This is a genomic window from Synechococcus sp. N19 (assembly GCF_900474045.1).
Classification (GTDB): domain Bacteria; phylum Cyanobacteriota; class Cyanobacteriia; order PCC-6307; family Cyanobiaceae; genus Parasynechococcus.
This window is the reverse complement of sequence record NZ_UCNR01000004.1, coordinates 95,414-121,093: the sequence shown is the minus strand read 5'-3', so window position 1 is coordinate 121,093 and position 25,680 is coordinate 95,414. Positions and strand designations below refer to the sequence as shown.

Genomic DNA, 25,680 nt, shown 5'->3' with positions numbered 1-25,680 from the left:
GCTCTTACGATCGTTCGGCGGGCTGTGCATTCGACGTTGACTTCTCCTTTTGCACAGCGGCACATCGGCCCGAGTGAGGCGGAACAGCTCCGCATGCTCAATGCCCTGGGCTACAGCGATCTGCAGGAGTTCATCGCTGATGTCGTGCCCGCCGACATCCTCGATCCCAAGCCGCCGGTTGAGGCCTTGACCGAGGGTTGTGGGGAGGCAGAGGCCCTCCAGCAGCTGAAGCAGCTGAGTGAAACCAACACGCTGCGTCGCTCCCTGATCGGGCTGGGTTATTACGGCACGGCAACCCCGGCTCTGATCCAGCGCCACGTTTTTGAGAATCCGGCCTGGTACACCGCCTACACCCCCTACCAGGCGGAAATCGCCCAGGGTCGCCTGGAGGCCCTGCTCAACTTTCAAACCCTGATTAGTGAGCTCACGGGCTTGCCGATCGCCAACGCGTCGCTGCTTGATGAAGCCACTGCTGCCGCCGAGGCGATGAGCCTCAGCTTCGGGGTGTGCCGTCGCACTGAAGCGACACGGTTCCTGGTGGACGCCAATGTGCTGCCTCAGACCTGGGCGGTGCTGCAGACCCGCGCCGAACCCCTCGGCATCAGCCTTGAGCGGATCGACCCGGCCACAGCGCCGATCGATGCCTCGGTGTTTGGTGTTCTGCTGCAGTTGCCCGGCGCCGATGGATGCCTCTGGGATCCAACCGCCGTGATCGAAGCGGCCCATGCCGCCGGTGCCTTGGTCACCGTTGCGATCGACCCCCTGGCGCAGACTCTTATGGCGCCCGTGGGATCCCTCGGGGCCGACATTGCCGTGGGCAGCGCCCAACGCCTGGGGGTGCCGATGGGATTTGGTGGTCCTCACGCCGCCTTCTTCTCCACCGTTGAGGCCTACAAGCGCCAGATCCCGGGCCGTCTTGTGGGGCAGTCCAAGGATGCGGAAGGCCGTTCGGCCCTGCGCTTGGCGCTGCAAACCCGTGAGCAGCACATCCGTCGCGACAAGGCCACCAGCAACATCTGCACGGCACAGGTGCTGCTGGCCGTGATGGCCTCGTTTTATGCGGTGCACCATGGCCCTGATGGTCTGCAGGCCATCGCCCAGCGCATCGCTGGCCTGCGCAGCCAGTTGGAGCAGGGCCTGCGGGTCCTTGGTTATCCGCTGGAGCTGGCTGACCGCTTCGACACCGTCACCGTGCACTGTGCGTCGGCACCGGCTGTGCACCGCGCTGCCGCAGTTGCTGGTTTCAATCTGCGGGTGCTGCCTGATGGTGCAGCGCCGGCGGACGCCACCGGATTCGGCATCAGCCTCGATGAGCTCTCGGACCAACAGGAGCTGCAAGCCCTGCTCGCTCTGCTGGCGGAGGCCTGCGGTCAGGCCACCCCGCAGCTCGAGGTTGAGCAGCCCCCGTCCCTTTCCCTGCCGCAGCGCAGCCAGCCCTGGCTGAGCCAGCCGGTTTTTCACCAGTACCGCAGCGAATCAGAGCTGTTGCGCTACATCCAGCGGATGGTGAGCCGTGATCTCTCGCTGGTCCACGGGATGATTCCGTTGGGCAGTTGCACCATGAAGCTCAACGCCGCCGCTGAGCTGCAGCCGGTGAGCTGGCCTGCGTTTGCGGCCTTGCATCCCTTTGCCCCAGCCGATCAGGCCCAGGGCTATCGCCGTCTGGCCGAAGATCTGGAGCAATGGCTGGCCGCCCTGACGGGCTTTGCCGCCGTGTCGTTGCAGCCCAATGCCGGTTCCCAGGGGGAATACGCCGGGCTGCTGGTGATTCGCGCCTGGCACCGCTCCCGCGGTGAAGCTCATCGCGACATCTGTCTGATCCCCACCAGCGCCCACGGCACCAACCCCGCCAGTGCCGTGATGGCCGGCCTCAAGGTGGTGGCTGTCGCCTGTGATGACGAGGGCAACATCGATCAGCAGGATCTGGCGGCGAAGGCGGCCGAGCACGCCGATCGGCTGGCGGCGCTGATGGTCACCTACCCCTCCACCCACGGCGTGTTTGAAACCGGCATCCGTGAGATCTGCGCGGTGGTGCATCGGCACGGGGGCCAGTTGTACCTCGATGGGGCCAACCTCAATGCCCAGGTGGGGCTGTGCCGTCCTGGTGCCTTCGGTGCCGATGTCTGCCACCTCAACCTGCACAAGACCTTCTGCATCCCCCATGGGGGCGGTGGCCCTGGCGTGGGCCCCATTGGTGTGGCGGCGCATCTGGCGCCCTTCCTGCCGGGGCACCCTTTGCAGGCCAGCGCCGCATCGGCCATCGGTCCGGTGTCCGCAGCTGCGCTCGGTAGCGCCAGCATCCTGCCGATCAGCTGGATGTACCTGCGGATGATGGGGGCGGAGGCCCTGCGGCAGGCCAGTGCCGTGGCGCTGTTGTCGGCCAATTACCTCGCTCATCGGCTTGATGCCTCGTACCCCGTGCTGTTTCGCGGCAGCACCGGCCGGGTGGCCCATGAATGCATCCTCGACCTGCGCCCGCTCAAACGGGATGCGGGGATCGATGTGGATGACATCGCCAAGCGTTTGATGGACTACGGCTTCCATGCGCCCACCGTCAGCTGGCCGGTGGCCGGCACGGTGATGGTGGAGCCCACCGAAAGCGAAACCCTGGCGGAGTTGGATCGTTTCGCCGATGCCCTGGTGGCGATCCGTGAGGAGATTCGCGCCATTGAAACCGGCAGAAGCGACCCTCAGAACAACCCGCTCAAGCGTGCTCCCCACACCCTGGCGGCCGTCACAGCGGATTACTGGGATCGTCCCTACAGCCGTCAGCAGGCCGCCTTCCCGATGGAGGGGCAGCAGGAGAGCAAGATCTGGCCCGCTGTGGCACGGATTGATAACGCCTTTGGTGATCGCAACCTGGTGTGCACCTGTCCGTCGGTGGAAGAGGTGGCTGTGGCGGCTTGAAGCCCTGGTGCAAGGGGTTCAGAGCGTGTAAATTTTCACTGAAAGTGGAAAAATTGGTTTGATTCCGTTCATCGCCCTTGCGAGTTCGGTCAAACTGTTCGACAACTGATTCGTCTGTCGGGGGACACCATGGATCGGGACAACAACAAGAAATCTGCGCTCAGCAGCGTTGAAGGGCCTGCCCTTCCTCAACTTCCTGAGGGTCTGGAATCGGCCTTCAATCGTGGCCATACCTTGTCAATTGAAGGAACCAATGTGATTCGGGTTCCCTTTGGCACGCGCCGTTCCCGTCGCACCCGCCCCGAGCGGCCCGATCACTGGGCCACCCTGGTGATTCCTTTACAACCGGTGGGCGATCCCACTCCACCGCCGGCAGCGGCCTGAGTTCAGGCCACGCCGATCTCTGATTCTTCCTGGGCCAGACGCCAGTCCAGCAGGGCTTTGACGTCGGCCAATGAGCAGGTTGGTGTGCGGAAGGGTAGCAATCGCATCGGGCTGCGTTCCGGCCTCACCAGCCAGCTTCGGTTGGTTTGAGGCATCAAAAGAAAGCCGCGGTACCGAACCGAGGCCTCCTGGCCGATCATGAATCCCATCGCTCTAGGGATTGTTTGGAAGTGACCCCGTCATTTCAGGGCACATGATCTGGTATCGCGCACTTGCACCAGATCTTTTCCGGATTGCTTCACGCCATGGCAAACAGCAGCACATCGGCGCGTTCACCGAGGCCGATCAGCTCGCTTTGTGTTGCTGTGTCCTGGATCAGGCCCACACCATCGCCCCGCCGCAGCGCCTGCTTGGGGGAGCCTTCACGGTTGAGCGTCAGCTCCCCATCAATCACCTGAAGCCAGAGCCATCGCTCCTTGGCGGCGGGCAATGGCAACTGCTGTTGGCGTTGCGGTTGGGCACGCCAGAGGCGCACGGGACGTTCGATGGCCATCGCATCGCCGGTGGCGTCGGGCTCAATCAGGGGCGTCCAGCCCTCGCCGATGGCGAAGGGTTTCTGCTCGTAGGCGGGCTGGATGCCCAGCTGTGCTGGCTCAATCCAGATCTGCAGCAGCCTGCAGGGCGCCCCGGTCTGGTTGATTTCGCTGTGAACGATGCCGCTGCCGGCACTCATCCGTTGCACCTCGCCGGCATGCAGCACCGCGCTGTTGCCCATCGAGTCGGCATGGCTCAGGGCTCCCTCCACCATCACCGTGATGATTTCCATGTCCCGGTGGGGGTGCATGCCGAACCCCTGGCCTGCAGAAATGGTGTCGTCGTTGATCACCCGCAAGGGGCCGAAGCCCATCCAGTTCGGATCCTGATGGCTGCCGAAGCTGAAGCTGTGCCAGGAATCGAGCCAGTCCAGCTGGCTGTGGAAGCGCTCGTCTGCAGGTCGCAGGATCACGGTTGACGTGGTGGCGTGTTGACCTGTTGGCGGGGCCATCCGGGACATCGAGGTGTTCAGAGTTGGAGGGGTTGCATCTGCAGAAGCCGCTGCACCAGGTCGTTGATGCTGTCGTCCTGGGCTGGTTTGGCGTGGTTGCTCAGCAGCTGACGCCCCACCACCTGGGCCCCGAGGTGGGTGAGCTGGATGCGCAGCGATACCAGCAGTTCCATGCCGCCACCGCCGGAGAAGGTGGCCATGGCGATCGGCCGCCCGTTGAACAGGGATCGGAAGTCGTCGTCGGTCACCGAGAGCCAGGCAATGGCATTGGTGAGCGACGGCGGAATCGAGCCGTTGTATTCCGGGGCGCAGATCACCCAGCGTGGGGTTGCGTGCAGCTGGTCGTGCAGGGCGACAAGGTCAGGGCCCGCCCCTGCTGCCTGGACCCGTGGCGTGAACAGGGGTAGGTCGAGCTGGGTGAGATCGATCAGTTCGGCGCTGGCGTTCTGAGCTGCGGCGGCCTGCACGAAGCGTTCCGCCAGCTTGCGGTTCTCGCCATTGCTCGCCGTCAGAACGATGAGATCAGAGGGCATGGAGATGAAGGCTCTTGATGGAATCGTGCAAGGGCATCAGGCTGTCTTCAATTCGGCTTCGCGGTAAGGAACAAAGCTGGCTTTGCGGGCGCCGCAGATCGGGCAGTGCCAATTGTCGGGAATCGCCTCAAACGGCGTGCCTGGGGCGATGCCGGAATCAGGATCCCCCTCGGCGGGGTCGTAGATCATCGAGCACACCTTGCAGATCCACTTGCCTGGGATCGGTTGATCGGCCTGGCCTGCGCTGCCCTTGCCTTGCAGGGCCTCGAGGGCAACGCCATAGGTTTCGGCGTGATGCTGCTCGATCGGGGTCAGCAGGCCGAAGTTCTTGGCGGCGGTGCGGAACAGGCCCGCATGCTCCTTGGATTCGCTGCTTTGCTCGGCGAATTCCGCTGCGGCTCCGCTGTCCCGGTCCTGCCGGGCCTGGGCGGCGAACTCCGGATACATCGTTGTGTACTCATAGGTTTCACCTTCAATCGCCAGCTCCAGGCAGCGGCTCAGGATGGCCTGCTTTTGCTCGTCGCTGAGTTGCTCGGGATCGTTCACCACCAACTCAGGGTGCAGCAGGCGGAAGTGGGCGAAGGTGTGTTCCGTTTCCTGCGCTGCGGTGTCACGAAACAACTTGGCCAGGTCCTTGTGGCCCAGCTGTTTGGCCACCTCTGAAAAGAAAAGGTATTTGCGGTTGGCCATGCTCTCGCCACCGAAAGCGGCCTCGAGATTGGCGTGGGTGGAAGGCCTGGAAAGGTCCATCGATGGCACCAGGGATCGTTCCATCAGCCTAGTTCTAACTCATAGTGAGTATGAGTTAGTAGGAAGTTCGGTTTGCCGGCTCAGGCTGCCGGCTCAGTAGTTGGCGCCGCTGCGGCGTTGGTGCACGGCGGTGCTGCCCTCCGCATCCAGCACTCCGCCGTGATCCACTTCGGCATAGATCAGCCAGTGGTCGCCGCATTCCATCCGCTGGCTCACCTTGCCGTCCAGCCAGGCCAGAGCATCTGGCAGCAAGGGCTGTTCGGCGGGGCTGGTGTCCAGCTCGAGGCCTGCAAAGCGATCGGCACCGGGTTCGAACGGTTGCAGGAACTGCTTCATCAGGGCGGTTTCGCGGCCTTCGGCCAGCACGTTCAAGGCGAAGCGATCGCCCTTGTGCAGCAGCGCTTCCACGGCACGGTCCTTGGCCACGGCCACGGTGATGCCAGGGGGATTGAAGCTGGCCTGGCTCACCCAGCTGGCCACCATGGCGCCGCTCAGCTCCGCTTTGCGGGTGGTGAGCACGCAGAGGGAGCCGATTACACGGCCCAGGGCCAGCACCGCTGGATCGCTGCGGCTTTCGCTCAAGCCTCCCGCACTGCGCCGTTGCGCCCGTTTCTGGCTCTGCAGCAGCTGGCGGGCGAAACGGGTGCCGGTTTCCTCCAGCTCCTTCACCCGGGCGGCATCCGGACTGAACTTCACCCGGATCGGCTCGAAGCCAAAGCTGAAGCCGCCATCCCGCAGCTTCGTTTCCAGCAGGTCCACCGCCTCGCCGCTCCAGCCGAAGCTGCCGAACACCCCCACGGGCTTGCTGCGATCCCCCTCCGCCAACAGGGTTCCCAGGGCCGAGACGATCGGTGTGGGGGCATGGCCCCCCAGGGTGGGTGAGCCGATCAACACGGCATCGGCCTGCTGGATCGTGCTCACCAGTTCATCGGCGGGGGTGAATTCGCAGTTCAAGCTGCTCACCCGGATGCCGGTGCGGCTGACCCCGCGGGCCAGGGCATCGGCAATGGCTGCGGTGTTGCCGTAGGCGCTGGCAAACAGCAAAGCCACCGTCAGGCTGGCGTTCTGCTGGCCTTCGCCCCAGCGGCGGTAGTCATTCAGCAGGCTGCGCCAACTGGCTTCGATGGCCGGGCCATGGCCCGGCGCGATGGTGCGGATATCGAGTTCTTCGAGCCGTTCCACCAGGGCATCCACCTGACGGGCCATGGGGGCCATCAGGCAGTCGTAGAAGTGCCGGCGTTCTTCTTCGGTGCTGCTGCGGTTGCTTTCGGCCCAGCTGTCCGTGCAGAGGTGGGCACTGAAGAACTTGTCGCTCATCAGCAGGCCCAGGCTTTCCTCGAAGGCCAGCAATCCGCCGGGCCAGCGGGGGGTTGGGGCCGGCAGCAGCATCAAGCTGCGCTGATGGCTGAGCGGAAGTGTTTGCTCCTGGCGGATCACCCGTAGGGACGGCAGATCGGGCAGTGGTGGTTGCTCGCTCGTCTCACCGGGAGGGGCCGGCTTGCGTTGGCTCCACAGCTCTTCGATCAGCTTGGCGCCGGGGTTGGAGACGATCAGTTCCAGGCTGGCGTAGGCCTCCGCCAGATCCCGCAGCAGGGCAACGCGGTTGGGGTTGACGTGGCCCACCACCACCAGCAGCGGTGCGTCGCTGCTGGGCAGGGCTTCGGCAAGCACCGGCAGAAAGGCCGCGCTGTATGCAACCCCCGGGGGATGGACCAGCACAGCAGGGGCACCATCACCGGCCTCGAACAAAACACTGTTGGCGGTGCTGCCCCGCTCCAGGGCGTATTCCAGTTCAAAGCGGTGCCGTTGAGGGCTCAGACCGCGCAGACCAACGACCCCATCGTCGATCGGCAGCTGGATCGTGCGACGCGAGGTTGCGGTGCTGCTCACGCTCATCAGTAGTGGTTCCCCACTTTGCGGTGGTGCACCGCCGTGCTGGCCTCGGCATCGGCCACATTGCCCTGCTCCACCACGGCATAGATGATCCAGTGATCGGGGCCCTCCATCCGTTGCTCCACTCGGCAGCCCAGAAATGCCAGGGCATCGGCGAGCACCGGGCCGCCATCAGCGGTTCCCTCCAGCACGTTCACCCCAGCGAAACGATCGGCACCGGGGGGGAAGCGCTTGAGGAAATGGCGCATCAGTTGTTGATGATTGTCCTGCCGTAGAACGTTCAGCACGAAGCGGTCGCCCACCTGCATCAGGGCTTCGATCGCACGGTCTTTGGCGACGGCGATGGTGAGGCCCGGTGGGGTGAAGCTGGCCTGGCTCACCCAGCTGGCCACCATGGCGCTGCGGCGTTGCGATTCGCCCTCTCCCTGGCTGGCGGTCACCACATAAAGGCCACCGCTGATGCGACCCAGGGCCTTGTCGAGGTCGCCATCGAGGCTTTTCATCGCCGCGATCGTCTTTTCTTTGGTCAGCAGCTGGCCGAGGTCGGTGCCCGACTCCTCACAGCGTTGGTAGTCGCTGCCCTGGGGCAGCTGTTTGATCCGCAATGGGCTGAAGGCTTGCTTCTGCCCCTGGCTGCGCAGTTGATCGGCGACGGCGTCGATCGGTTCATCGTTGCCGCCGAAGGCGTCGTACACCCCCACCAGTTGTTTGGGATGCAGGGCCGCCAGCAGGGTTCCGATCGAGGCCTGGAGATCCGGTTCCGGTTCCGCGGGCCAGGTCGGCACCACAACAGCCTTGGCATCGCCCACTAGGGCGGTGAGTTCCTGGGGATCGGTGGCCCGCAGGTCCACCAGCTGCACCTGGGCATCCGCCTTGCCGATGCCGTGGGCAATGGCCTGGCTGATCCGATCGGAGAAGCCGTACTGGCTCAGATAACAAACGGCGGCATAGCTCTCGCCTTTGCTGCGCTGGCCGCTCCACTCGCGGTAGTCGCTGATCCAGTGGCTGAGGTGATGCCGCAACAGCGGCCCGTGGCCCACCGCGATGGTGTTGATCTCCGGCAGGCCATCCATGCGCTTGAGGGCCTGCAGCACGCTGCGGGCATTCGGGCCCATCAGGCAGTCGTAGTAGAAGCGGAAATCAGGGGCGATGGCACCGGGGTCGGCGTCGAAGACGTCGTCAGAGCAGTAATGCAGACCAAAGGCATCGCAGGTGTAGAGGATGCCGGTGCCGTGATCGAAGGAAAAGATCGTGTCCGGCCAGTGCAGGTTCGGAGCACTGAGGAATTCGAAGCGGTGCTGGATGCCGCTCTCGGGATTGGTGCCGAGATCCAATTCCTCGCCCGACTTCACCGCACGGGATTTGAACGGCCTGTGCACCTGGTCCTTGAGGAACTGCAGGGCCACCTTTGATCCCACGATTTCGATCTCGGGATTGAGATCGATCAGGTCACCGATCAATCCGGAGTGGTCGGGTTCGGTGTGGCTCACGATCAACACATCGATCGCGGTTGGATCGATCTGCTCGTTGAGCAGCGGGATCCAGGTCTCGCGGAACTTGGCGTGGCTGGTGTCGATCAGGGCGGTGCGTTCTCCCCGAACCAGGAAGGCGTTGTATGTGGTGCCGTTGCGCAGGCCGAATTCAATGTCGAAGCGGCTGCGGTCCCAGTCGAGGGAACGAATCGTCGTGGTGTCGGCGGCGATGGCCTCGCACTGCAGCGACAGCTTCGGAGCAGTGGGAGCAACGACCATGAAACCGACCGTGACGGAAGTCGACTCTACGGAGATTCAGCGGGACAAAGCGGCGGAGACTGGTATGAACTGCAACCTTGTGATGGCGTCATCGACGCTGCGACGCAGCATTGGACCCGGGATTCTCTTGGCCGGTGCCTGCATTGGTGGATCCCACTTGATGTCGTCCACTACGGCGGGAGCCCGATTCGGCTTTGCGCTGGTGGGCCTGATCCTGCTCACCAATCTGATCAAGTACCCGTTCTTGCGCGTGGGCACCCGCTTCACAGCGGCCACCGGACTGTCGCTGCTGGAGGGGTTCCAGAAACGCAATCCCCTCTACCTGCCGCTGTACCTGGCGGTGAGCCTGGTCACCGGCACCTTCACCATCGCGGCGGTGAGTTTTGTGGCGGGGCTGCTGCTCACCAACATTCCTCTGCTGGCGGGGCTCGACCCCTACGGACTGTCCATTGCCGTGCTGGCGGTGAGTGGCCTGGTGCTGCTGCTGGGGCATTACCGGGCGCTCGACCGTCTCTCCAAACTGTTGGTGGTGCTGCTCACCCTGCTCACGGGGGTTGCGGCTGCATCGCTGCTGATCCGTGGCCCCGTTGGTGATGTGGCGGCCAGTTGGGTCAGCACGGATCCCAGCCCCTGGACCCTGGCCAACCTGGCCTTCCTGATTCCCCTGATGGGCTGGATGCCCGGACCGGTGGAGATGTGCGTGTGGCCATCGTTGTGGATGTTCTCCCGTGCGCGCGACACCGAGCACACCGCAACGCCAAAGGAGGCCGAGTTCGATTTCAACCTCGGCTATGGCGTCACCGTGGTGACGGCGATGTTCTTCGTGATCCTGGGCGCCTACACGATGTATGGCAGCGGTGACGGAATGCTGGCCGGCAGTGGTGTGTCCTTCGCCCAGAAGCTGATCAAGCTCTATACCGCCGCCATGGGTGGTTGGGCGGCCTGGGTGATCGTCCCGGCGGCCTTTTCCGCCATGTTCAGCACCACCCTCACCTGCCTCGATGCTTACCCCCGCAGCATTGCGGCGATCCAGGGCTTGCTGCGTCATCACGACAGTGGGGATTCAGCGCCGGGGCCAATGCAGCGTCGCTTCGATATCTGGGTGATCGTGCATTTCCTGGCCGCTGTGCTGGCGCTGGTGGTGGCCAAGAGCGGCGGAATCGGCGTGAAGGATTTCGTCTTTGGGGCGATGACCGGCAGCTTCCTCACTGCTCCTCTATTCGCCTGGATGGCCATGGACACGATCAACAGCAGCCTGGTTCCAGTGGAGCACCGTTATGGGCGGCTCACCCAGGCCTTTTGCTGGTTCGGTCTGGTGTTTTTCAGTGGCTTCAGCCTGCTGTTCATTGGCCGTTTCTTCCTCGGCCTCGGCGGCTGATTTCGCCCTGGCTTCAATAAAAAACCCCTGCCGTGGGCAGGGGTTGGACTTCCGTTCTTCTTGTCTTGGTGTGTTGGGCTTGCCCAGCCCAAGGCTTTCAGTGCTCAGGTTCTGATTCAGGACCTGATCAGCTCTCCACCTTCACCGAAACGCTGGTGTGCTCCACCGCTTTGCCGGCGTTGATTTCAAGAATGCCGTCCCGATAGCTGGCCTTGAGCTGGTCGCGATCGAGGCTCTGGGGGAAACGGAAGCTGCGGCTCCAGGTGCCGCTGCGGAATTCGCTCAGCAGCGGTGCGTTGCTGTCATCGCTGCCTGTGGCTGGGCGTTCAGCGCTGATCACCAGGTTGCGATCGGTGGCCTTGACGTCAATGGAGTCGCGGTCCACCCCGGGCAGTTCCAGTTGCACGGTGTAGCTGGTCTCGGTTTCGCGGATTTCGGCGTTGGGAACGCGCTCAGCGGTGGCCAGTTGTTGTTCGAGACGCTCGAACAGATCAAAGGGGGATTGGCGCAGGGTCAGCATGATGGTGGCTCCGAAGAATGAACATCTGCGGACTGGGTTGATCGCCCGCCATCACAATCTGCGCCGCTTGGATGAGAACCAGAAGCCTGAGAACCGTCCGTTTTGATTCGGTCTGTACCACCAGGTTCGGCTGGCACCACAGGGATGGTGTTGAAACCGAATCTCCTTAAAGCCACCACCAGTCGCTGAAGCAGGCCGCCTGGCCGCAGACCCGCTCTTCCGCATCCCAGAGGGTCCAGATTCGGGCCTTGTTGATCATGAATCGCCGCCCTTTGCGGCTGATGCGAATGCCGTGATAGTTCTGCACGGCATCGAGGCGTTTGGCTTGGCCCAGGGCGCTGCTGCGTTCCGCCCGTTCGCTGTCCGGGGCGGTGAGCCGTGAGGGCATGCCAATCAGCACATTCCAGTCGCTGTCCCACAGCAGCAGGGCCGCAGCGTTGGCGTAACTGAGTGCGGGATCCTGCTCCGTGCCGTGGGCCAGCACCGGAAAGCCGCAGGTAAACAGGTTCTGGCAAAGCAGCCGCCTTGACTGGCCCGGTTGGGCGGAAGCGATCAGCGGCCTGCTGAAGGCTCGTTGATGCGATTGCAGCAGCACTGCGGCGAGTGCTTGTTTGTCGGCGGTGAGCCAGGCGGCTTCATGGGCCATGGCTTTGCTCTGTGTTAGCTCCCGGCTGCCATGGCCTGCAGCATCGCCTTCTGGGCACTGGCCTGACCATGGGCCTTGAGGTTGTTAAGGAAGGTGCTGCGCGCATCGGCGAAGCGTGGGTCTTCCGCCAGCGGCAGCTCTCCGGCGGCATCGAGGCCCGTGTCGCCCTCCATGGCTGGGGTGATCACCACCAGGTCGCCATCGAGGCTGCGGTTGTAGCGCCACCACAGGGCCGGGTCCTGCACCGCCGCATGGGGCGGCAGCGGTGTTGCCTCTTCAGATGTGCTGACTTTGTTCTCCTCCTTGGCTGCCGCCGCCCGCTCCGCCAGGGCCTTGCGCCGGTGTTCCGCCAGGTCTTCCAGCAGCCGAGCCCGGTTGCGGCCCCGCAGTTGGAACAGCACGAAGGGGTCTTCACTGAAGCGATCCCCCATCAGGAAATACACCGCGCTGATGTGTTTGCAGGGGTTGGCTTTGTCCGGGCAGCTGCACTCGCTGCGCACCTCCTGCAATTTGAACGGGAACAGGCGTTTGCCGCTGGCGGCAAACGCCCGTTCGATGTCGGAGGGCATGATCCCCGCCAGCAGCTGGGCCGACCAGCGGGCTTTCTGGGTCAGCGCTTCCAGCACATAGCCCCAGTCCTCATCGTTGAGCACATCCAGCCAGAGCTTCACCTTGTAGGGCGCTTCATCGGTGCCCTGAACACGGGCATGCACGCGGCGGCCTTCGAAGCGGATCGAGGTCACATGGCCTTCTCGGGCGTAGCCCCAGGCCCGCTCCAACCGTTTCTTGAAGCGGTAGCCGTTGATTAGCTCCATCCACTGCTCGACCCACCAGGGCTGTTGGCCCAGGCCGTCGTCGCCGATGGCGGTGATGCCGTTGCTGCTGCCGTTGCTGAGGGTCATGGTCAGGTGTCCTCCAAGGCGACGAGGTCGCGCAATTGATCGCCACCGAGGCTTCCCAGCCAATCCTCGCCGGAGCCGATCACATCCTCAGCCAGGCGTGATTTCTCGCGGATCATGCGATCGATCTTTTCCTCCACCGAGCCGCTGGTGATGAATTTGTGCACCATCACCCGGTTGGTCTGGCCGATCCGATAGGCCCGGTCGGTGGCCTGGTTCTCCACAGCTGGGTTCCACCAGCGGTCGATGTGGAACACGTGGCTGGCCCGGGTGAGGTTGAGGCCCACACCACCAGCTTTCAACGAGAGCAGGAACAGCTGCGGACCGCGGGGATCCTCCTGGAAGCGATCCACCATCGCCTGGCGCTCGCTCTTGCGGGTGCCGCCGTGCAGGAAGGGAACTTCCGATTTCCAGCGCTGCTGCATCCAGGCCTGCAGCAGATGCCCCCATTCGGCGAACTGGGTGAACAGCAGGGCCCGATCGCCCGCTTCGATCACCTCATCGAGGATTTCCTCAAGCCGCTGCAGCTTGGCCGAACGGCCCAGGAAGCCATCGTCCACGGCCCCTTCGCTCAGGGCCAGGGCGGGATGGTTGCAGATCTGTTTCAGCCGGGTGAGCAGGGCCAGTACCTGCCCGTGGCGCTGCCCGCGCGGTGCCCGTGCAATGGCATCGAGGGTGTCTTCCACGGTCTTGCTGTACAGGGATTTCTGCTCCTTGCTCAACCCCACCCATTCGCTCAGCTCCACCTTCTCCGGCAGGTCGGAAATGATCGTTTTGTCGGTTTTCAGCCGGCGCAGGATGAATGGACCCACGCGGCCTTTGAGGTCCCGCAGGGACGACATGTCGCCATACCGTTCGATCGGCATCCGGTAGCGCTGGCGGAAGAAGTCCTCTTCCCCCAGCACCTTGGGGTTGAGGAAGTCCATCAAGGCCCACAGTTCGCTCACCCGGTTCTCCACGGGGGTGCCGGTGAGGGCGATGCGGAAGCGGTTGGTTTTGCTGCGGCCGGGTCGGGCTAGATCCCGGGCGGCCTGGCTCTGTTTGGCGCCGGGGTTCTTGATCGCCTGGGCTTCGTCAATCACCACCCCCTGCCAGTCCTGGGTTTCCAGCAGTTCGCTGTCCCGCTGCAGCAGCCCGTAGCTGGTGAGCACCAGATCCACCTCCTTCAACACTTTTTTGAGTTCGGCTGGTGTGGAGGGGCGGCGGGGGCCGTAATGCTCGGTGACCTTCAACTCCGGGGTGAACGATTCCGCCTCCCGTCGCCAGTTGGTGAGCACCGAGGTGGGAGCCACCAGCAGCACCGGGCGCTTCAGTTCCTGCTCTGCTTTGAGGTGCTGCAGAAACGCCAGCAGCTGAATGGTTTTGCCCAGGCCCATGTCGTCAGCCAGGCAGGCCCCCTGGTCGAAGCGGTGCAGGAAGGCGAGCCAGCCGAGGCCCCGCTCCTGATAGGGCCGCAGCTGACCGCTGAATCCCTCGGGAGCCGGCAGGGGATCGGGCGCCTTCTGCTGGTGGTATTGCTCCAGCACCGATTGGAGCCTTGGGCCGGCGTCGAAGCGGTGCACCGGCATCCGCATCAGCAGTTCCCCTTCCGTTCCCGTCAGCCGCAGCGCGTCGTCGAGGCTCAGTTCCGGTTTCGCGCCACAGAAGCGTTCGGCGTTCTTGAGGTCGTTGGGCCGCAGTTCGATCCAGGCCCCCTTGTGGCGCACCAGGGGGCTGCGCTTGCCGCTCAGACGCTCCAGTTCCCGCAGGGTGAGCGTCACCCCGCCGATCATCAGATCCCACTCCCAGTCCAGACATTCGCCCAGGGTGAAGCCGCGGGACCGCTCTGGAAGTTCCGCCTTGATCGACAGGCCTAGCCGGCTGGCCAGGCCGCCGGAGAGGCTGGGCGGCAGCTCCACCCCCACGCCGGCATCCCGCAGCTGGCGGGCAGCCGTGCGCACCAGCACGAAGGCTTCGGCCGGGGTCAGCTGCATCGTGTCCGGCGTCGCGCTCTCCAGCCCCCGTTCGATCGGTGGGAACACCGTCAGCGCGCGTCCGAGGCCCTCCAGCAGCACTTCGCCCGGTTGATCCACCTGGATCTCCCCCAGTTGCAGCATCTCGGCGCCGGAGGCCCAGGCTGCGGCGGCCGGGAGCTTCAGGCTGGGGTCGGCTTCCGCCTGCAGCCCGAAGCGCAGCTCCCAGAGATCCTCCCCATCCGGTGGGGTGTGCAGTTCAAGGCAGGTGCGGGCCGCAGCAAAACCGCCGGCGATGCCTTCCCTCCAGTGATGGCTGGCGGTGGCCAGGCGTTCGGCCTCTTCATCACCGATCTCGATCACCCCGGTCTCCGACCCCAGGGCCTCCTGCCAGAGGGTCAACAGGGGATCCAGTCCATCAGTGGATGGCTCAAAGTCCTTGCGCAGCTGCGCGTCCACCAGGTCTTCCAGCAGCGTCGCCACCCGCAGGCGTCCGCTGCGGGGCCGGCAGCTGGCCACAGGGTTGGCGGCACGCATGGCCTCCGGTCGCAACCGGGTGGTGCGGTTGCTGCGGCGCCCCAGGGGTTCACGCCAGGGCAAGGCGCAGGTGGCCACCAGGGGCAGGCTGGCCGCTAGATCCTCCAGTCGGCGTCGGTCTTCTTCCCGGTTGAGCAGCGGCACCCAGCGGGCCCGATGCGGATAGCCCTCTCCTTTACTGAGCTCCATCTGGGGAATCCAGCGGCCCCGGGCCACCAGGCTCAGGGCCCAGCGCTGCAGATGGCTCCACCAGCGCAGTTCGTCAGCCAGGTCTGGATTGGTGCCTGAGAGGGGCAACCGGGACAGCCACTCCGTGGCAGCCGATGGTTCCACTGCGAGCCCTTGCACCTGCCAGGGCCACCATTCGGTTTGTTTGGGGATGGGTTCGCCGGCCTGCATCGGTAGCCCGGTCCAACCCGGTGGTTCCGGCGTTGGCTCCTCTTTTCTGCTGCGGCTTTTGCGCGGCTTCACCGTGCGGCTCGGCAGGGTGAGACAGGCCGTGGCATCAATGCAGCCGCCTGGCAAAAGTTCGCGTTCGCTCAGCCAGGCCCTGAGGTCGTCGTGGCTGAGGGTGAAGGGGTGCAGCGCGGGGGTGAGGCCGGGGCCTTCCGGTGTGGCCACCCGCCAGGTGTCAGCCCAAACGAGCAGTGCCGGTTGACCGGAACTGCTGGAGGTGCGGATGGCGGGAAGCCAGGTGGCGTGCAGCAGGCTCATGGCCGCGACGCGGGCAGGAAGCGGAGGGTGCCGTGGAGCAGGAGAGCACTGCCGATCAACGGCAGCCAGGCCTGAAGTAGCTCCAGTAGTAATGATGCCAGGCCATCGACCTGCCAGTTGTCAAGGGGTAGGGGCATGCCGAGGCTGCGCAACCCGCAGACCGCCCCCACCAGACCCGCCTGCAAATGCCCGTCATCAGGGTCCACCCGTTGCAGGTGGAAGGCCAGCAGGCCGTAAAAGAGGCCACAACCGCCCGAACGCACCGCAGCTTCCAGACCCCAGGGCAAGCTCAGCAGCCCGGCGCTGATCCCGGCAGCCAGCGCCCAACCGATCGACTGCAGCCGAAGTCGCTGGCGAATCTCGGGATCACTGGGTGGAACGGCCACGGGCGCCGGCGGTTCAAAGGCGATCATGACGGCAGGATCCCCCTTTCCTGTCATGGTTGCCGCCGCATCGTCGTCTTCTGCAGCGTCTGCACCGCGCAGTGGGGAGGAGATCCGTGAGGCCTTTCTCAACTTCTATGCCGAGCGCGGCCACAAGCGGATGGCCAGCGCCTCATTGATTCCCGAAGACCCGACGGTGCTGCTCACCATTGCGGGAATGCTGCCGTTCAAGCCGGTTTTTCTGGGCCAGCAGGAGCGACCCGCGCCCCGGGCCACCAGTTCGCAGAAGTGCATCCGCACCAACGACATCGAGAACGTGGGGCGCACGGCCCGGCATCACACCTTTTTCGAGATGCTCGGCAACTTCTCGTTTGGGGATTACTTCAAGCAGCAGGCGATTGAGTGGGCCTGGGAGCTCAGCACCGGCGTTTACGGCATCGACCCCAAGAATCTGGTGGTGAGCGTCTTCCGGGAAGACGACGAAGCCGAGCAGATCTGGCGCGATGTGGTGGGGGTGAACCCCAAGCGGATCATCCGCATGGATGAGGCCGACAACTTCTGGGCCTCCGGCCCCACCGGCCCCTGTGGCCCCTGCTCGGAGATCTATTACGACTTCAAACCCGAGCTCGGGGATGAGGGCATCGATCTCGAGGACGACGACCGTTTCATCGAGTTCTACAACTTGGTGTTCATGCAGTACAACCGCGACGCGGAGGGCACCCTCACGCCGTTGGCCAACCGCAACATCGACACCGGCATGGGCCTTGAGCGGATGGCTCAGATCCTGCAGAAGGTTCCCAATAACTACGAAACCGATCTGATCTTTCCGCTGATCCAAGCGGCCGCGGATCTGGCGGGGGTCGACTACCACCAGCTCAACGACAAGGGCAAGACGTCGTTGAAGGTGATCGGCGACCACAGTCGTGCAGTGACGCAGCTGATCTGCGATGGCGTCACCGCCAGCAACCTGGGCCGCGGCTACATCCTGCGGCGTCTGCTGCGCCGGGTGGTGCGCCATGGCCGCCTGCTGGGCATCGACAAACCCTTCCTCGTCACCATGGGCGAGGCGGCGATTGCCCTGCTGGAGGGGGCCCACCCCAGCGTGATCGAGCGCCAGGAGGTGATCCTGGCCGAGCTCCAGCGGGAGGAAGCCCGCTTCCTTGAGACCCTTGAGCGCGGCGAGAAGTTGCTGGCGGAGGTGCTGGCCTCCAAGCCCACCCAGATCAGCGGTGCCCAGGCCTTTGAGCTGTACGACACCTATGGCTTCCCGCTGGAGCTCACCCAGGAGATCGCTGAGGAGCAGGGCCTAGCCGTTGACCTCGATGGCTTCGAGGCGGCGATGGAGGAACAGCGCCAGCGGGCCAAGGCGGCCGCGGTGAGCATCGATCTCACTCTGCAGGATGCGATCGACCAGGTGGTGGCGGATCAGGCGGCCACCTGTTTCGAGGGCTATGAAGCCCTCGATCACGCCTCCTGTGTGCGGGCGTTGGTGGTGAACGGTGAACCAGCCAGCACCGCCAAGGCGGGCGATGCGGTTCAGGTGGTGCTCGACACCACGCCGTTCTATGGAGAAGGCGGCGGTCAGGTGGGTGATCGCGGCGTGCTTGCGGGCAGCGATCTGATTGCTCGGATTGAGTCGGTGAGTCGCAGCCGCGATGTCTTCGTCCATGCCGGGCGGGTGGAACGCGGCGAGCTCGCCTTGGGCGACACCGTGAAGGCCCAGGTGGACCGTGCTTGCCGGCGTAGGGCCCAGGCGAATCACACCGCCACCCACCTGCTGCAGGCAGCGCTCAAGCAGGTGGTGGATCCAGGCATCGGCCAGGCCGGATCACTGGTGGATTTCGATCGCCTGCGTTTCGACTTCCACTGCCCTACGGCGGTGACGGCGGATCAGTTGCAGCAGGTTGAAACCCTGATCAATGGTTGGATCAACGAGGCCCATGCGCTGCAGGTGCAGGAGATGGCGATCGATCAGGCCAAGGCGGCCGGTGCCGTGGCGATGTTCGGTGAGAAGTACGCCGATGTGGTGCGGGTGGTCGACGTCCCCGGTGTGTCGATGGAGCTCTGCGGCGGCACCCACGTGGCCAACACCGCTGAGATCGGCCTGTTCAAGATCGTGGCGGAAAGTGGCGTCGCCGCCGGTATCCGCCGGATTGAAGCCGTCGCTGGTCCCGCTGTGCTCGCGTATCTGAACGAGCGCGATGCAGTGGTGAAGCAGCTGGGGGATCGCTTCAAGGCGCAGCCGGCCGAGATCGTGGATCGTGTGGCGGCCCTTCAGGAGGAGCTCAAGGCCACCGGCAAGGCGCTGGCCGCGGCTCAGGCGGAACTGGCGGTGGCGAAAGCCGGCGCTCTGGCCGCTAAGGCCGAGGCCGTGGGCGACTTCCAACTGCTGGTGGAACGCCTCGACGGCGTGGATGGCGCTGGTTTGCAGGGTGCAGCCCAGAGCCTGGCGGATCAGCTGGGGGATGGTGCGGCCGTGGTGATCGGCGGTCTGCCGGATCCCGGCGACATGGGCAAGGTGATCCTGGTGGCGGCCTTTGGCAAGCAGGTGATCGCTGCCAAGCTCCAGGCCGGCAAGTTCATCGGCGGCATTGCCAAACAGTGCGGCGGTGGCGGCGGTGGACGCCCGAACCTGGCCCAGGCCGGGGGACGCGATGGTGCTGCCCTTCCTGTTGCTCTTGAGTCCGCCCGCTCCGAGCTGTCTGCAGCGTTGGCTTAGTCCTGAAGGTAGGTGGTCTGTCGCAGGCTGCTTTCGAGGTGATCCAGCAGCCTGCGTGACTCGTCGATGCGCAGCTGGCCGTTGTTGATGGCTGCTTCCGCCGCCACCCGCAACCGCTCCAGCAAGGCACGGGGGTCGTGCTCCATGGCCTCCAGCACATCGGCATTGGTGTCACCCCGCACGACGTGGTCAATGCGATAGCTACCGCCGGGGCTGAGGCGAATGTGCACGGCGTTGGTGGTGCCGAACAGGTTGTGCAGATTGCCCATTACCTCCTGATAGGCACCGCTCAGGAACAGGCTGATCAAATAGGGGTTGTTGCCGTCGAGTTCGTGCAGCTCCAGTAGGTGTTTGGGTTGTCCATCTCCGATGAAGCGATCCAGACGACCATCGGAATCGCAGGTGAGGTCGGCGAGGTTGGCCAGTCGGGTCGGCCGTTGATCCAGCTGCTGGATGGGCACCACTGGAAACAGCTGGTTGATGGCCCAGGTGTCGGGTGCTGAGCGGAAGATCGACAGGTTGGCGTAATACGTTCCCGCCAAAGCCTTGTTGAGGGCTGCGAGCTCTTCCGGGATGGCTTGATCCTTGGGCAGTCGCTGCGCAATCGCATCAGCACAGGCCCACGTCAGTTGTTCAGCGGTGGCGCGGTCGGGAAGCCCCATGTACCCGAGCCGGAATGCGGCCAGCGCATCCTGCTTGAACTTCAAGGCGTCGTTCCAGGCTTCCTGCAGACGCACCAAGTGCGCATCCGCCGTCGCCGATAACTCCTGAATTGTGGCGAGGGTGTCCCGCAGGTTGCGAACGGTGAGTGGTTCATCTCCGCTGGCCTTGGGAACCGATGCTGGCAGTGCGCTGCTGCCCAGCACGTCGAACACCAGCAGGGAGAAATGACTGGCAATAGCTCTCCCGCTTTCGCTCACCAGCGTGGGTACGTCCACACCATTGGGTTCGCAGCATTCCCGCACTGTTGCCACAACGTCGTTGGCGTAGTTCTGCAGCGAGTAGTTCGTGGATGCCGCTGATGCGGTGCGGCTGCCGTCGTAGTCGATGCCGAGTCCACCACCCACATCCAGGAACCCCATCGGAGCCCCCAGTCGGGTGAGCTCCACATAGATCTGCCCCGCCTCCTGGAGGGCGTCTTTCAGCACGGCGATGTCGTTGATCTGGCTGCCGATGTGGAAGTGCAGCAGGCGCAGATCGGGGAGCAGGTTGTTCTCCCGCAGCCGCTCCACTGTGGCCAGCAACTCGGGAATCGAAAGGCCGAATTTGGCCTTGTCGCCGACGGAGCTGCCCCAACGCCCCGTGCTGCGGCTGGAGAGCTTGGCCCGCACACCGATGTAGGGCGCTGCCCCCAGGCTTTTGCTGGCTTCGATAATCCGGTCGACTTCGTCCGGCTGTTCAATCACCACCACCGGTTGGCGGCCCAGACGGCGCGCCAGGATCGCTGTCTCGATGTAGAGCCGATCCTTGTAGCCGTTGCAGATCAACAACGCCTCGGGGTCGTCCAGCAGCGAGAGGGCGATCAGCAGTTCCGCTTTGCTTCCTGCTTCCAGCCCGAAGTTCCAGCGCTTGCCGCAGCTCACCAACTCCTCCACCACGTGGCGTTGCTGGTTGCACTTCACCGGGAAGACGCCCTGGTACCGGCCGGTGTAGCCGTACTGCGCGATGGCGCGTTCAAAGGCGGCGTGGAGCCGCTCCAAACGGTCTTCGAGGATGTCGTCGAAGCGAATCAGCAACGGCAGCGCCAGGTTGCGGCTTTTCAGCTCCGACACCAGATCCACCAGATCCAGGCTGCCGCCGCGATCCCCTTGGGGTTGAACGCTGATGTGGCCGCGCCCATTGATGGAGAAATACGGTTCGCCCCAGCGGTCGAGGCCGTACAGCGCAGCACTGTCCTGAATCGACCAGTGTTCGCTGTCTGACACCTGCGTCTGCTTGAAGTGGATGGCCGGAATCTAGGGACATTCCCTGCACTGCCCAAGGCCTGTGCTTGCCAAGCGGGGTGGCCAGCACTGACGATGGCGGCGCTTTTACTTCACACCAATCCATGGCCGAACGCACGTTCATCGCCATCAAGCCCGACGGCGTCCAGCGCGGCCTGGTGGGCGAGATCCTCGGCCGCTTTGAGCGCAAGGGCTTCAAGCTGGTGGGTCTGAAGCAGATCACCCCCAGCCGCGCCCTGGCCGAGCAGCACTACGGCGTCCACAAGGAGCGTCCCTTCTTTGCTGGTCTCGTCGATTTCATCACCTCCGGCCCCGTGGTGGCCATGGTCTGGGAAGGCGATGGCGTGATTGCCAGTGCCCGCAAGCTGATCGGTGCCACCAAGCCCCTCGAGGCTGAGCCCGGCACCATTCGTGGCGATCTTGCCGTCAACATCGGCCGCAACGTCATCCACGGTTCCGATGCTGCGGAAACCGCTGCCTTCGAGATCGGCCTCTGGTTTGAAGCCTCTGAGCTGAACGACTGGTCTCCTTCCGATCAGGAGTGGCGCGTCGAAAGCTGATCACTCAGTTTTCGAATCGGTTCCAGCGGAATGCCCCCAACAACGCCTCTTCGGCGGCGTTGGGGGCTTTTTTCATGACTCCGCCGGTCGTGAGCTCAGCCGTGATGGCGGCAAGCAGAACGCCATTGCGGTGATGCCCACAGGCCAGCCATAAACCAGGTAGCGGACCAGGGCCGAGCAAGGGGCCTTCATCGGGCGTGCAGGGCCGGAACCCCCACCAACGCTCCATCGGGGGCCATGTGGCCGCCGTTGGCAGCAGGCTGGCGATGCCCGCCTGCAGTTGTTTCTGGCCATCGGGGGTGAGCCCTTCGGCAAATCCGGCGTCCCGTTCGCTGGTGGCCCCCACCACGATCAATCCGTCTTCGCGTGGAACCAGATAGGTGCCGGGGCCGAAGATCACGCGCTTCAGTGCCTCCCGCGGACCCTGCAGCGACAGCATCTGCCCTTTCACCGGGAACACGGGCAGTTGCGGCACCAGTTGTTGGCTCCAGGCGCCACTGCAGAGCACCGCTTGCTGGCAGCGCAGTTGCTGCTGTTCTCCTTCGGCGCTGCGCAGATGGATGCCGCAGAGCTGTCCGGCGGACTCCCGCTCCAGATCAAGCACTTCGGCCCCTTCCATGAACTGCACGCCCAGGGACACGCAGGCCCGCTCCAGGGCCCGCATCAACTGCCTGCGGTTGTCGATCTGGCCGTCCTGCTCGAACAGCAGCCCGGTGCTCCACGCCGGCCCCAAGCCTGGGATTTCCCGCTCAAGGCCGGTGCGGTCCAGGGTTTGCCCAAGGCTGGCGGTGGGGTATGCGTCCCGCTCGGCCTCTGTTCGGAATGGCACCACGATGCCGCTGGTGCGCAGGCCGCAGCTCAGGCCGCTGTCCGCCTCGATCTGCGCCACCCAGCGAGGGATCAGCGCGAGGCTGGCTTGACCCAGCTCCAACAGGTTGCCGCTCAAGCCTTCGGCATGGGGCGCCAGCATCCCTGCAGCCACAAAGCCTGCCGCTTCGCTGCGGCGGCGGCTGATCACTGTCACGCGCTGATCGCGACGGGCCAGCTGATGGGCAACGGCTAAGCCCATCAGTCCCCCGCCCAAAACACAGACGGCTGAGGCAGAGGCGGCAGTCATGCGCAAGAAAGGCCCTTGCTGGTCATGGTGTCAGGAGAGGGCTTCATCCTGATTCCATAGGATCCCGGAATCTGCTTCACATCACGGGCGCATGGCCGACGCAGCAACCCAACCGGCCTGGGAGGCCGTGATCGGTCTCGAGACCCACGTGCAGCTGGGAACGGACAGCAAAATTTTCACGGCAGCATCCACCACCTTCGGTGATGACCCCAACACCCACATCGACCCGGTGGTGTGCGGTTTGCCCGGCACATTGCCGGTGCTGAACCAGAAGGTGCTCGAGTATGCGGTGAAGGCCGCGATGGCGCTGAACCTCAACATCGCCGAACACAGCAAGTTCGACCGCAAGCAGTACTTCTATCCAGATCTGCCGAAGAACTACCAGATCTCCCAGTACGACCAGCCGATCGCCGAGGAGGGCTGGATCGAGGTGGAAGTGGCGGAGAAGGGCAAGGACACCTACCTCAAGAAAATCGGGATTGAGCGTCTGCACATGGAGGAGGACGCCGGCAAGTTGGTGCATGCCGGCAGTGACCGCCTGGCGGGTTCCACCCATTCGCTCGTGGACTACAACCGGGCCGGTGTGGCCTTGGCCGAGATCGTCAGCAAGCCGGACCTGCGCACCGGCCGTGAAGCGGCCGAATACGCCTCGGAGATCCGCCGGATCATGCGGTACCTGGGGGTGAGCGACGGCAACATGCAGGAGGGATCCCTGCGTTGTGACGTCAACATCTCCGTGCGCCGGGGGCCGGATGCGCCCTTCGGAACGAAGGTGGAGATCAAGAACATGAACTCGTTCTCGGCCATCCAAAAGGCCTGCGAGTACGAGATCAAGCGTCAGATCAAGGCCTACGAGACCGATGAGCCGATCGTTCAGGAGACCCGCCTCTGGGATGAGGGCAAGCAGCTCACCAAGAGCATGCGCAGTAAGGAAGGCGCCAGCGATTACCGCTATTTCCCGGATCCTGACCTTGGTCCGATTGAGGTGAGCGCGGATCAGCGGGAGTCCTGGCGCGCTGAATTGCCTGAGCTGCCGGCGGCCAAGCGGCATCGCTATGCCGATGAGCTGGGTCTCTCCCAGTACGACGCACGGGTGCTCACCGATGAGCGGCCGATGGCCGACTACTTCGAGGCTGTGGTGGGTGCAGGCGCTGACGCCAAGCTTGCGGCGAACTGGATCACCGGCGACATCGCTGCCCATGTGAACAGCAACCGGCTCAGCTACACCGAGCTGCCCTTCCGGCCTGAGCAGTTGGCCGAAATGGTGCAACTGATCGATGGCGGCAAGATCAGCGGCAAGATCGCCAAGGAGATCCTTCCGGAGCTGCTCGAGAAAGGCGGCTCACCCAAGGCGATCGTCGACGAGCGCGGCCTCGGCATGATCAGCGATCCGGCGGCGATCGAAGCAATCGTCGATGAACTGCTGGGGGCCCACCCTGATGAAGTGGAGGCTTTCCGCGGCGGCAAGACCAAGCTGCAGGGCTTCTTCGTCGGACAGTTGATGAAGAAGACCGGTGGCAAGGCGGATCCCAAGCTCGCCAACCAGATTCTGAGCAAGAAGCTCAAGGGTTGATGAGCGGAGCGGCAGCCATTCCCGATGCCTGGAAGGAGTGGCTGCTGCAGAACCGGGATCGCGGCTGTGATCTAGAAGGGTTGATGCAGCGTGCTCTCGCCCAGGGGTTTGCGCGAGAGGCGATTGCGGCAGTTCTCGATTCGTCGTCCCGTGGGCTCACAGCCACGGACTCACCATCGCCCGATTGGCTCGCCTGGTTCGAGGCCCCCCTCACCCGGCAAGAGCACCGGCCTCGCGCCTGGCGGTTGGATACCTCATTGGCCCAGGTCTATGAGCTGCCAGGACTGCTCAGCCGCGAGGAATGCGAGCAAGTGATCGACGCCATCAACGGGTCATTGCAGCCGTCAACGGTGACCCGCGGCAGCAGCGATTACCGCACCAGTCGCACCTGTCATTTGCGCCAGAACCATCCCCAGCTGGCGGCGAGCCTCGACCAGCGCTTTGCGGCCTTGTTCGGCGTGGATCCGCGCCTCTCGGAACCGATTCAGGGGCAGCGCTACGACCCCAGCGAATACTTCAAGGAACACACGGATTGGTTTGCGCCGGGGACGGAGGAATACGCCACCCACACCGACAGTGGCGGGCAACGCACCTGGACGGTGATGGTTTATCTCAACGCTGTGGAGCGGGGTGGAGAGACGTTGTTCCGCCGCCTGGGGCGCTCGTTCACGCCTGTGCCCGGCATGGCCTTGGCCTGGAACAACCTCCAGGCCGATGGCACTCCCAACCCTTTCACGCTGCATGAGGCCTTGCCGGTAGAGGCGGGCCACAAATGGGTGATCACAAAGTGGTTCCGTGCCGACTTTGGGAGGAACGGCTAACCCGGATCTGCTGTCCCCGTTGCGTTGAGCAGACCCATGGCCTGGGTTTTCCAGGCGCCGGGTTGGCCTCGATTGGCAAGAACGTGATCTGCCAAGCCACGTTTGCGGCTCAGGGGCCATTGGGCGGCAATGCGGGCTTGAGCGGCGTCAGGGCTCAGCCCGTCCCGCGCGATCAAGCGCTCGAGCTGCTGGGATGCATCACAGTCGACCAGCCAGACTTCGCTGCAGAGCGACTCCAGCCCCGCTTCGAACAACAGCGGAATCATCAGCACAACGGCTGGTGCCTTGGCATGGAGGCTGAGTTCTTGGTCGAAGCGCTCCCGCACGATCGGGTGAACCAGTTGCTCGAGCCACCGCCGTTCCGCGGGGTCCTGGAACACGATCCGACCCAGGGCAGCGCGGTCGACGGCTGCGCCCCCTTCAGCCTGGACTCCAGCGCCGTACCGCTGCATCACGCTGGTCGTGGCCGGGCGACCGGGTGCGAGGGCCTCTCGGGCGAATTGATCCGCATCCAACACCGGCAGACCTTGCTGCGCCAACCAATGGCCCACGCTGCTCTTGCCGCTTGCGATCCCGCCCGTGAGTCCGATGCGTCGTTGCGAGAACGGCTCGCCAGGCGCCATGGTGTCGGAGCAGGATGCACCCAGTGTCTCGC

The 25,680-nt window shown here is 64.2% G+C and carries 21 protein-coding genes; 7 read left to right on the top strand and 14 right to left on the bottom strand.

Annotated features, from left to right (window positions below):
- Positions 1 to 36 precede the first annotated feature (36 nt).
- Positions 37 to 2,907 carry an aminomethyl-transferring glycine dehydrogenase gene (gcvP, locus tag DXY02_RS01690; RefSeq protein WP_114987719.1) on the top strand — a complete coding sequence of 957 codons (2,871 nt, stop codon included), beginning with the start codon at positions 37 to 39 and terminating at the stop codon, positions 2,905 to 2,907.
- A gap of 129 nt (positions 2,908 to 3,036) precedes the next feature.
- Positions 3,037 to 3,291, top strand: a complete 255-nt coding sequence (locus DXY02_RS01685; protein ID WP_114987716.1) for a hypothetical protein — start codon at positions 3,037 to 3,039, stop codon at positions 3,289 to 3,291.
- Between the two features lie 2 nt (positions 3,292 to 3,293).
- Here the strand turns inward: DXY02_RS01685 and DXY02_RS01680 are convergent, their stop codons facing one another.
- From DXY02_RS01680 to DXY02_RS01655, 6 genes are all read right to left on the bottom strand, one after another.
- On the bottom strand, positions 3,294 to 3,500 hold the full coding sequence (locus DXY02_RS01680; RefSeq protein ID WP_114987714.1) for a hypothetical protein: 207 nt from the start codon (positions 3,498 to 3,500) through the stop codon (positions 3,294 to 3,296).
- A gap of 89 nt (positions 3,501 to 3,589) precedes the next feature.
- The gene (locus tag DXY02_RS01675; RefSeq protein ID WP_114987712.1) at positions 3,590 to 4,345 is read right to left on the bottom strand and encodes a pirin-like bicupin family protein; all 756 of its coding nucleotides are present in this window, start codon (positions 4,343 to 4,345) and stop codon (positions 3,590 to 3,592) included.
- An 8-nt stretch (positions 4,346 to 4,353) separates the two neighbouring features.
- Positions 4,354 to 4,869, bottom strand: a complete 516-nt coding sequence (locus DXY02_RS01670) for an NADPH-dependent FMN reductase (RefSeq protein ID WP_114987710.1) — start codon at positions 4,867 to 4,869, stop codon at positions 4,354 to 4,356.
- 36 nt (positions 4,870 to 4,905) lie between these two features.
- Positions 4,906 to 5,619 (bottom strand): rubrerythrin family protein, encoded by a 714-nt coding sequence (locus DXY02_RS13140; RefSeq protein ID WP_114987759.1) that lies wholly within the window; start codon positions 5,617 to 5,619, stop codon positions 4,906 to 4,908.
- 93 nt (positions 5,620 to 5,712) lie between these two features.
- Positions 5,713 to 7,515 carry a diflavin flavoprotein gene (locus DXY02_RS01660; protein ID WP_114987709.1) on the bottom strand — a complete coding sequence of 601 codons (1,803 nt, stop codon included), beginning with the start codon at positions 7,513 to 7,515 and terminating at the stop codon, positions 5,713 to 5,715.
- A complete protein-coding gene (locus tag DXY02_RS01655) occupies positions 7,515 to 9,263 on the bottom strand; it encodes a diflavin flavoprotein (protein ID WP_114987708.1) in 1,749 nt (582 codons plus the stop codon). Before DXY02_RS01655 ends, DXY02_RS01660 begins: the two co-directional genes overlap by 1 nt.
- 82 nt (positions 9,264 to 9,345) lie before the next feature.
- Between DXY02_RS01655 and DXY02_RS01650 the strand changes: the two genes are divergently transcribed.
- Positions 9,346 to 10,641 (top strand): NRAMP family divalent metal transporter, encoded by a 1,296-nt coding sequence (locus tag DXY02_RS01650; RefSeq protein WP_170951437.1) that lies wholly within the window; start codon positions 9,346 to 9,348, stop codon positions 10,639 to 10,641.
- A 127-nt stretch (positions 10,642 to 10,768) separates the two neighbouring features.
- Here the strand turns inward: DXY02_RS01650 and DXY02_RS01645 are convergent, their stop codons facing one another.
- The 5 genes from DXY02_RS01645 to DXY02_RS01625 all read right to left on the bottom strand — a co-directional run bounded on the left by DXY02_RS01645 (position 10,769) and on the right by DXY02_RS01625 (position 16,322).
- Positions 10,769 to 11,161, bottom strand: a complete 393-nt coding sequence (locus DXY02_RS01645) for an Hsp20/alpha crystallin family protein (RefSeq protein ID WP_006849794.1) — start codon at positions 11,159 to 11,161, stop codon at positions 10,769 to 10,771.
- A gap of 166 nt (positions 11,162 to 11,327) precedes the next feature.
- Positions 11,328 to 11,807 (bottom strand): MEKHLA domain-containing protein, encoded by a 480-nt coding sequence (locus tag DXY02_RS01640; RefSeq protein WP_114987706.1) that lies wholly within the window; start codon positions 11,805 to 11,807, stop codon positions 11,328 to 11,330.
- Positions 11,808 to 11,821: 14 nt separating this feature from the next.
- The gene (locus DXY02_RS01635; RefSeq protein WP_114987705.1) at positions 11,822 to 12,709 is read right to left on the bottom strand and encodes an SWIM zinc finger family protein; all 888 of its coding nucleotides are present in this window, start codon (positions 12,707 to 12,709) and stop codon (positions 11,822 to 11,824) included.
- Positions 12,710 to 12,711: 2 nt separating this feature from the next.
- Positions 12,712 to 15,909, bottom strand: a complete 3,198-nt coding sequence (locus tag DXY02_RS01630) for a DEAD/DEAH box helicase (protein ID WP_114987704.1) — start codon at positions 15,907 to 15,909, stop codon at positions 12,712 to 12,714.
- Positions 15,906 to 16,322 (bottom strand): hypothetical protein, encoded by a 417-nt coding sequence (locus DXY02_RS01625; protein ID WP_114987758.1) that lies wholly within the window; start codon positions 16,320 to 16,322, stop codon positions 15,906 to 15,908. The genes DXY02_RS01630 and DXY02_RS01625 overlap by 4 nt, the downstream gene beginning before the upstream one ends.
- 25 nt (positions 16,323 to 16,347) lie before the next feature.
- Between DXY02_RS01625 and alaS the strand changes: the two genes are divergently transcribed.
- On the top strand, positions 16,348 to 19,011 hold the full coding sequence (gene alaS / locus DXY02_RS01620; protein ID WP_114987703.1) for an alanine--tRNA ligase: 2,664 nt from the start codon (positions 16,348 to 16,350) through the stop codon (positions 19,009 to 19,011).
- Here alaS and speA read toward each other — a convergent pair.
- Positions 19,008 to 20,936 carry a biosynthetic arginine decarboxylase gene (gene speA, locus DXY02_RS01615; protein WP_114987702.1) on the bottom strand — a complete coding sequence of 643 codons (1,929 nt, stop codon included), beginning with the start codon at positions 20,934 to 20,936 and terminating at the stop codon, positions 19,008 to 19,010. The two genes, alaS and speA, sit on opposite strands and share 4 nt — an antisense overlap.
- Positions 20,937 to 21,058: 122 nt before the next feature.
- Here speA and ndk point away from each other — a divergent pair, with 122 nt between their 5' ends.
- Positions 21,059 to 21,514: a nucleoside-diphosphate kinase gene (gene ndk / locus DXY02_RS01610; protein WP_114987701.1), complete on the top strand. Its 456-nt coding sequence runs from the start codon at positions 21,059 to 21,061 to the stop codon at positions 21,512 to 21,514.
- Between the two features lie 4 nt (positions 21,515 to 21,518).
- Here ndk and thiO read toward each other — a convergent pair whose 3' ends face one another.
- Positions 21,519 to 22,631: a glycine oxidase ThiO gene (gene thiO / locus DXY02_RS01605; protein WP_114987700.1), complete on the bottom strand. Its 1,113-nt coding sequence runs from the start codon at positions 22,629 to 22,631 to the stop codon at positions 21,519 to 21,521.
- Positions 22,632 to 22,722: 91 nt separating this feature from the next.
- Here thiO and gatB point away from each other — a divergent pair, with 91 nt between their 5' ends.
- Both gatB and DXY02_RS01595 read left to right on the top strand, forming a co-directional pair.
- Entirely contained in the window at positions 22,723 to 24,204 is a 1,482-nt protein-coding gene (gene gatB, locus DXY02_RS01600; RefSeq protein ID WP_114987698.1) for an Asp-tRNA(Asn)/Glu-tRNA(Gln) amidotransferase subunit GatB, read from the top strand.
- On the top strand, positions 24,204 to 25,025 hold the full coding sequence (locus tag DXY02_RS01595; RefSeq protein WP_114987696.1) for a 2OG-Fe(II) oxygenase: 822 nt from the start codon (positions 24,204 to 24,206) through the stop codon (positions 25,023 to 25,025). Before gatB ends, DXY02_RS01595 begins: the two co-directional genes overlap by 1 nt.
- Here the strand turns inward: DXY02_RS01595 and coaE are convergent.
- Positions 25,022 to 25,648 carry a dephospho-CoA kinase gene (gene coaE / locus DXY02_RS01590; protein ID WP_114987694.1) on the bottom strand — a complete coding sequence of 209 codons (627 nt, stop codon included), beginning with the start codon at positions 25,646 to 25,648 and terminating at the stop codon, positions 25,022 to 25,024. The genes DXY02_RS01595 and coaE overlap by 4 nt on opposite strands.
- Positions 25,649 to 25,680 lie beyond the last annotated feature (32 nt).

Coding starts and splice junctions, on each gene's coding strand:
- DXY02_RS01685 (WP_114987716.1), top strand. CDS start 3,037: ATGGATCGGGACAACAACAAGAAATCTGCGCTCAGCAGCGTTGAAGGG.
- DXY02_RS01680 (WP_114987714.1), bottom strand. CDS start 3,500: ATGGGATTCATGATCGGCCAGGAGGCCTCGGTTCGGTACCGCGGCTTT.
- DXY02_RS01675 (WP_114987712.1), bottom strand. CDS start 4,345: ATGTCCCGGATGGCCCCGCCAACAGGTCAACACGCCACCACGTCAACC.
- DXY02_RS01670 (WP_114987710.1), bottom strand. CDS start 4,869: ATGCCCTCTGATCTCATCGTTCTGACGGCGAGCAATGGCGAGAACCGC.
- DXY02_RS13140 (WP_114987759.1), bottom strand. CDS start 5,619: ATGGACCTTTCCAGGCCTTCCACCCACGCCAATCTCGAGGCCGCTTTC.
- DXY02_RS01660 (WP_114987709.1), bottom strand. CDS start 7,515: ATGAGCGTGAGCAGCACCGCAACCTCGCGTCGCACGATCCAGCTGCCG.
- DXY02_RS01655 (WP_114987708.1), bottom strand. CDS start 9,263: ATGGTCGTTGCTCCCACTGCTCCGAAGCTGTCGCTGCAGTGCGAGGCC.
- DXY02_RS01650 (WP_170951437.1), top strand. CDS start 9,346: ATGGCGTCATCGACGCTGCGACGCAGCATTGGACCCGGGATTCTCTTG.
- DXY02_RS01645 (WP_006849794.1), bottom strand. CDS start 11,161: ATGCTGACCCTGCGCCAATCCCCCTTTGATCTGTTCGAGCGTCTCGAA.
- DXY02_RS01640 (WP_114987706.1), bottom strand. CDS start 11,807: ATGGCCCATGAAGCCGCCTGGCTCACCGCCGACAAACAAGCACTCGCC.
- DXY02_RS01635 (WP_114987705.1), bottom strand. CDS start 12,709: ATGACCCTCAGCAACGGCAGCAGCAACGGCATCACCGCCATCGGCGAC.
- DXY02_RS01630 (WP_114987704.1), bottom strand. CDS start 15,909: ATGAGCCTGCTGCACGCCACCTGGCTTCCCGCCATCCGCACCTCCAGC.
- DXY02_RS01625 (WP_114987758.1), bottom strand. CDS start 16,322: ATGATCGCCTTTGAACCGCCGGCGCCCGTGGCCGTTCCACCCAGTGAT.
- alaS (WP_114987703.1), top strand. CDS start 16,348: ATGGTTGCCGCCGCATCGTCGTCTTCTGCAGCGTCTGCACCGCGCAGT.
- ndk (WP_114987701.1), top strand. CDS start 21,059: ATGGCCGAACGCACGTTCATCGCCATCAAGCCCGACGGCGTCCAGCGC.
- thiO (WP_114987700.1), bottom strand. CDS start 22,631: ATGACTGCCGCCTCTGCCTCAGCCGTCTGTGTTTTGGGCGGGGGACTG.
- gatB (WP_114987698.1), top strand. CDS start 22,723: ATGGCCGACGCAGCAACCCAACCGGCCTGGGAGGCCGTGATCGGTCTC.
- DXY02_RS01595 (WP_114987696.1), top strand. CDS start 24,204: ATGAGCGGAGCGGCAGCCATTCCCGATGCCTGGAAGGAGTGGCTGCTG.
- coaE (WP_114987694.1), bottom strand. CDS start 25,648: ATGGCGCCTGGCGAGCCGTTCTCGCAACGACGCATCGGACTCACGGGC.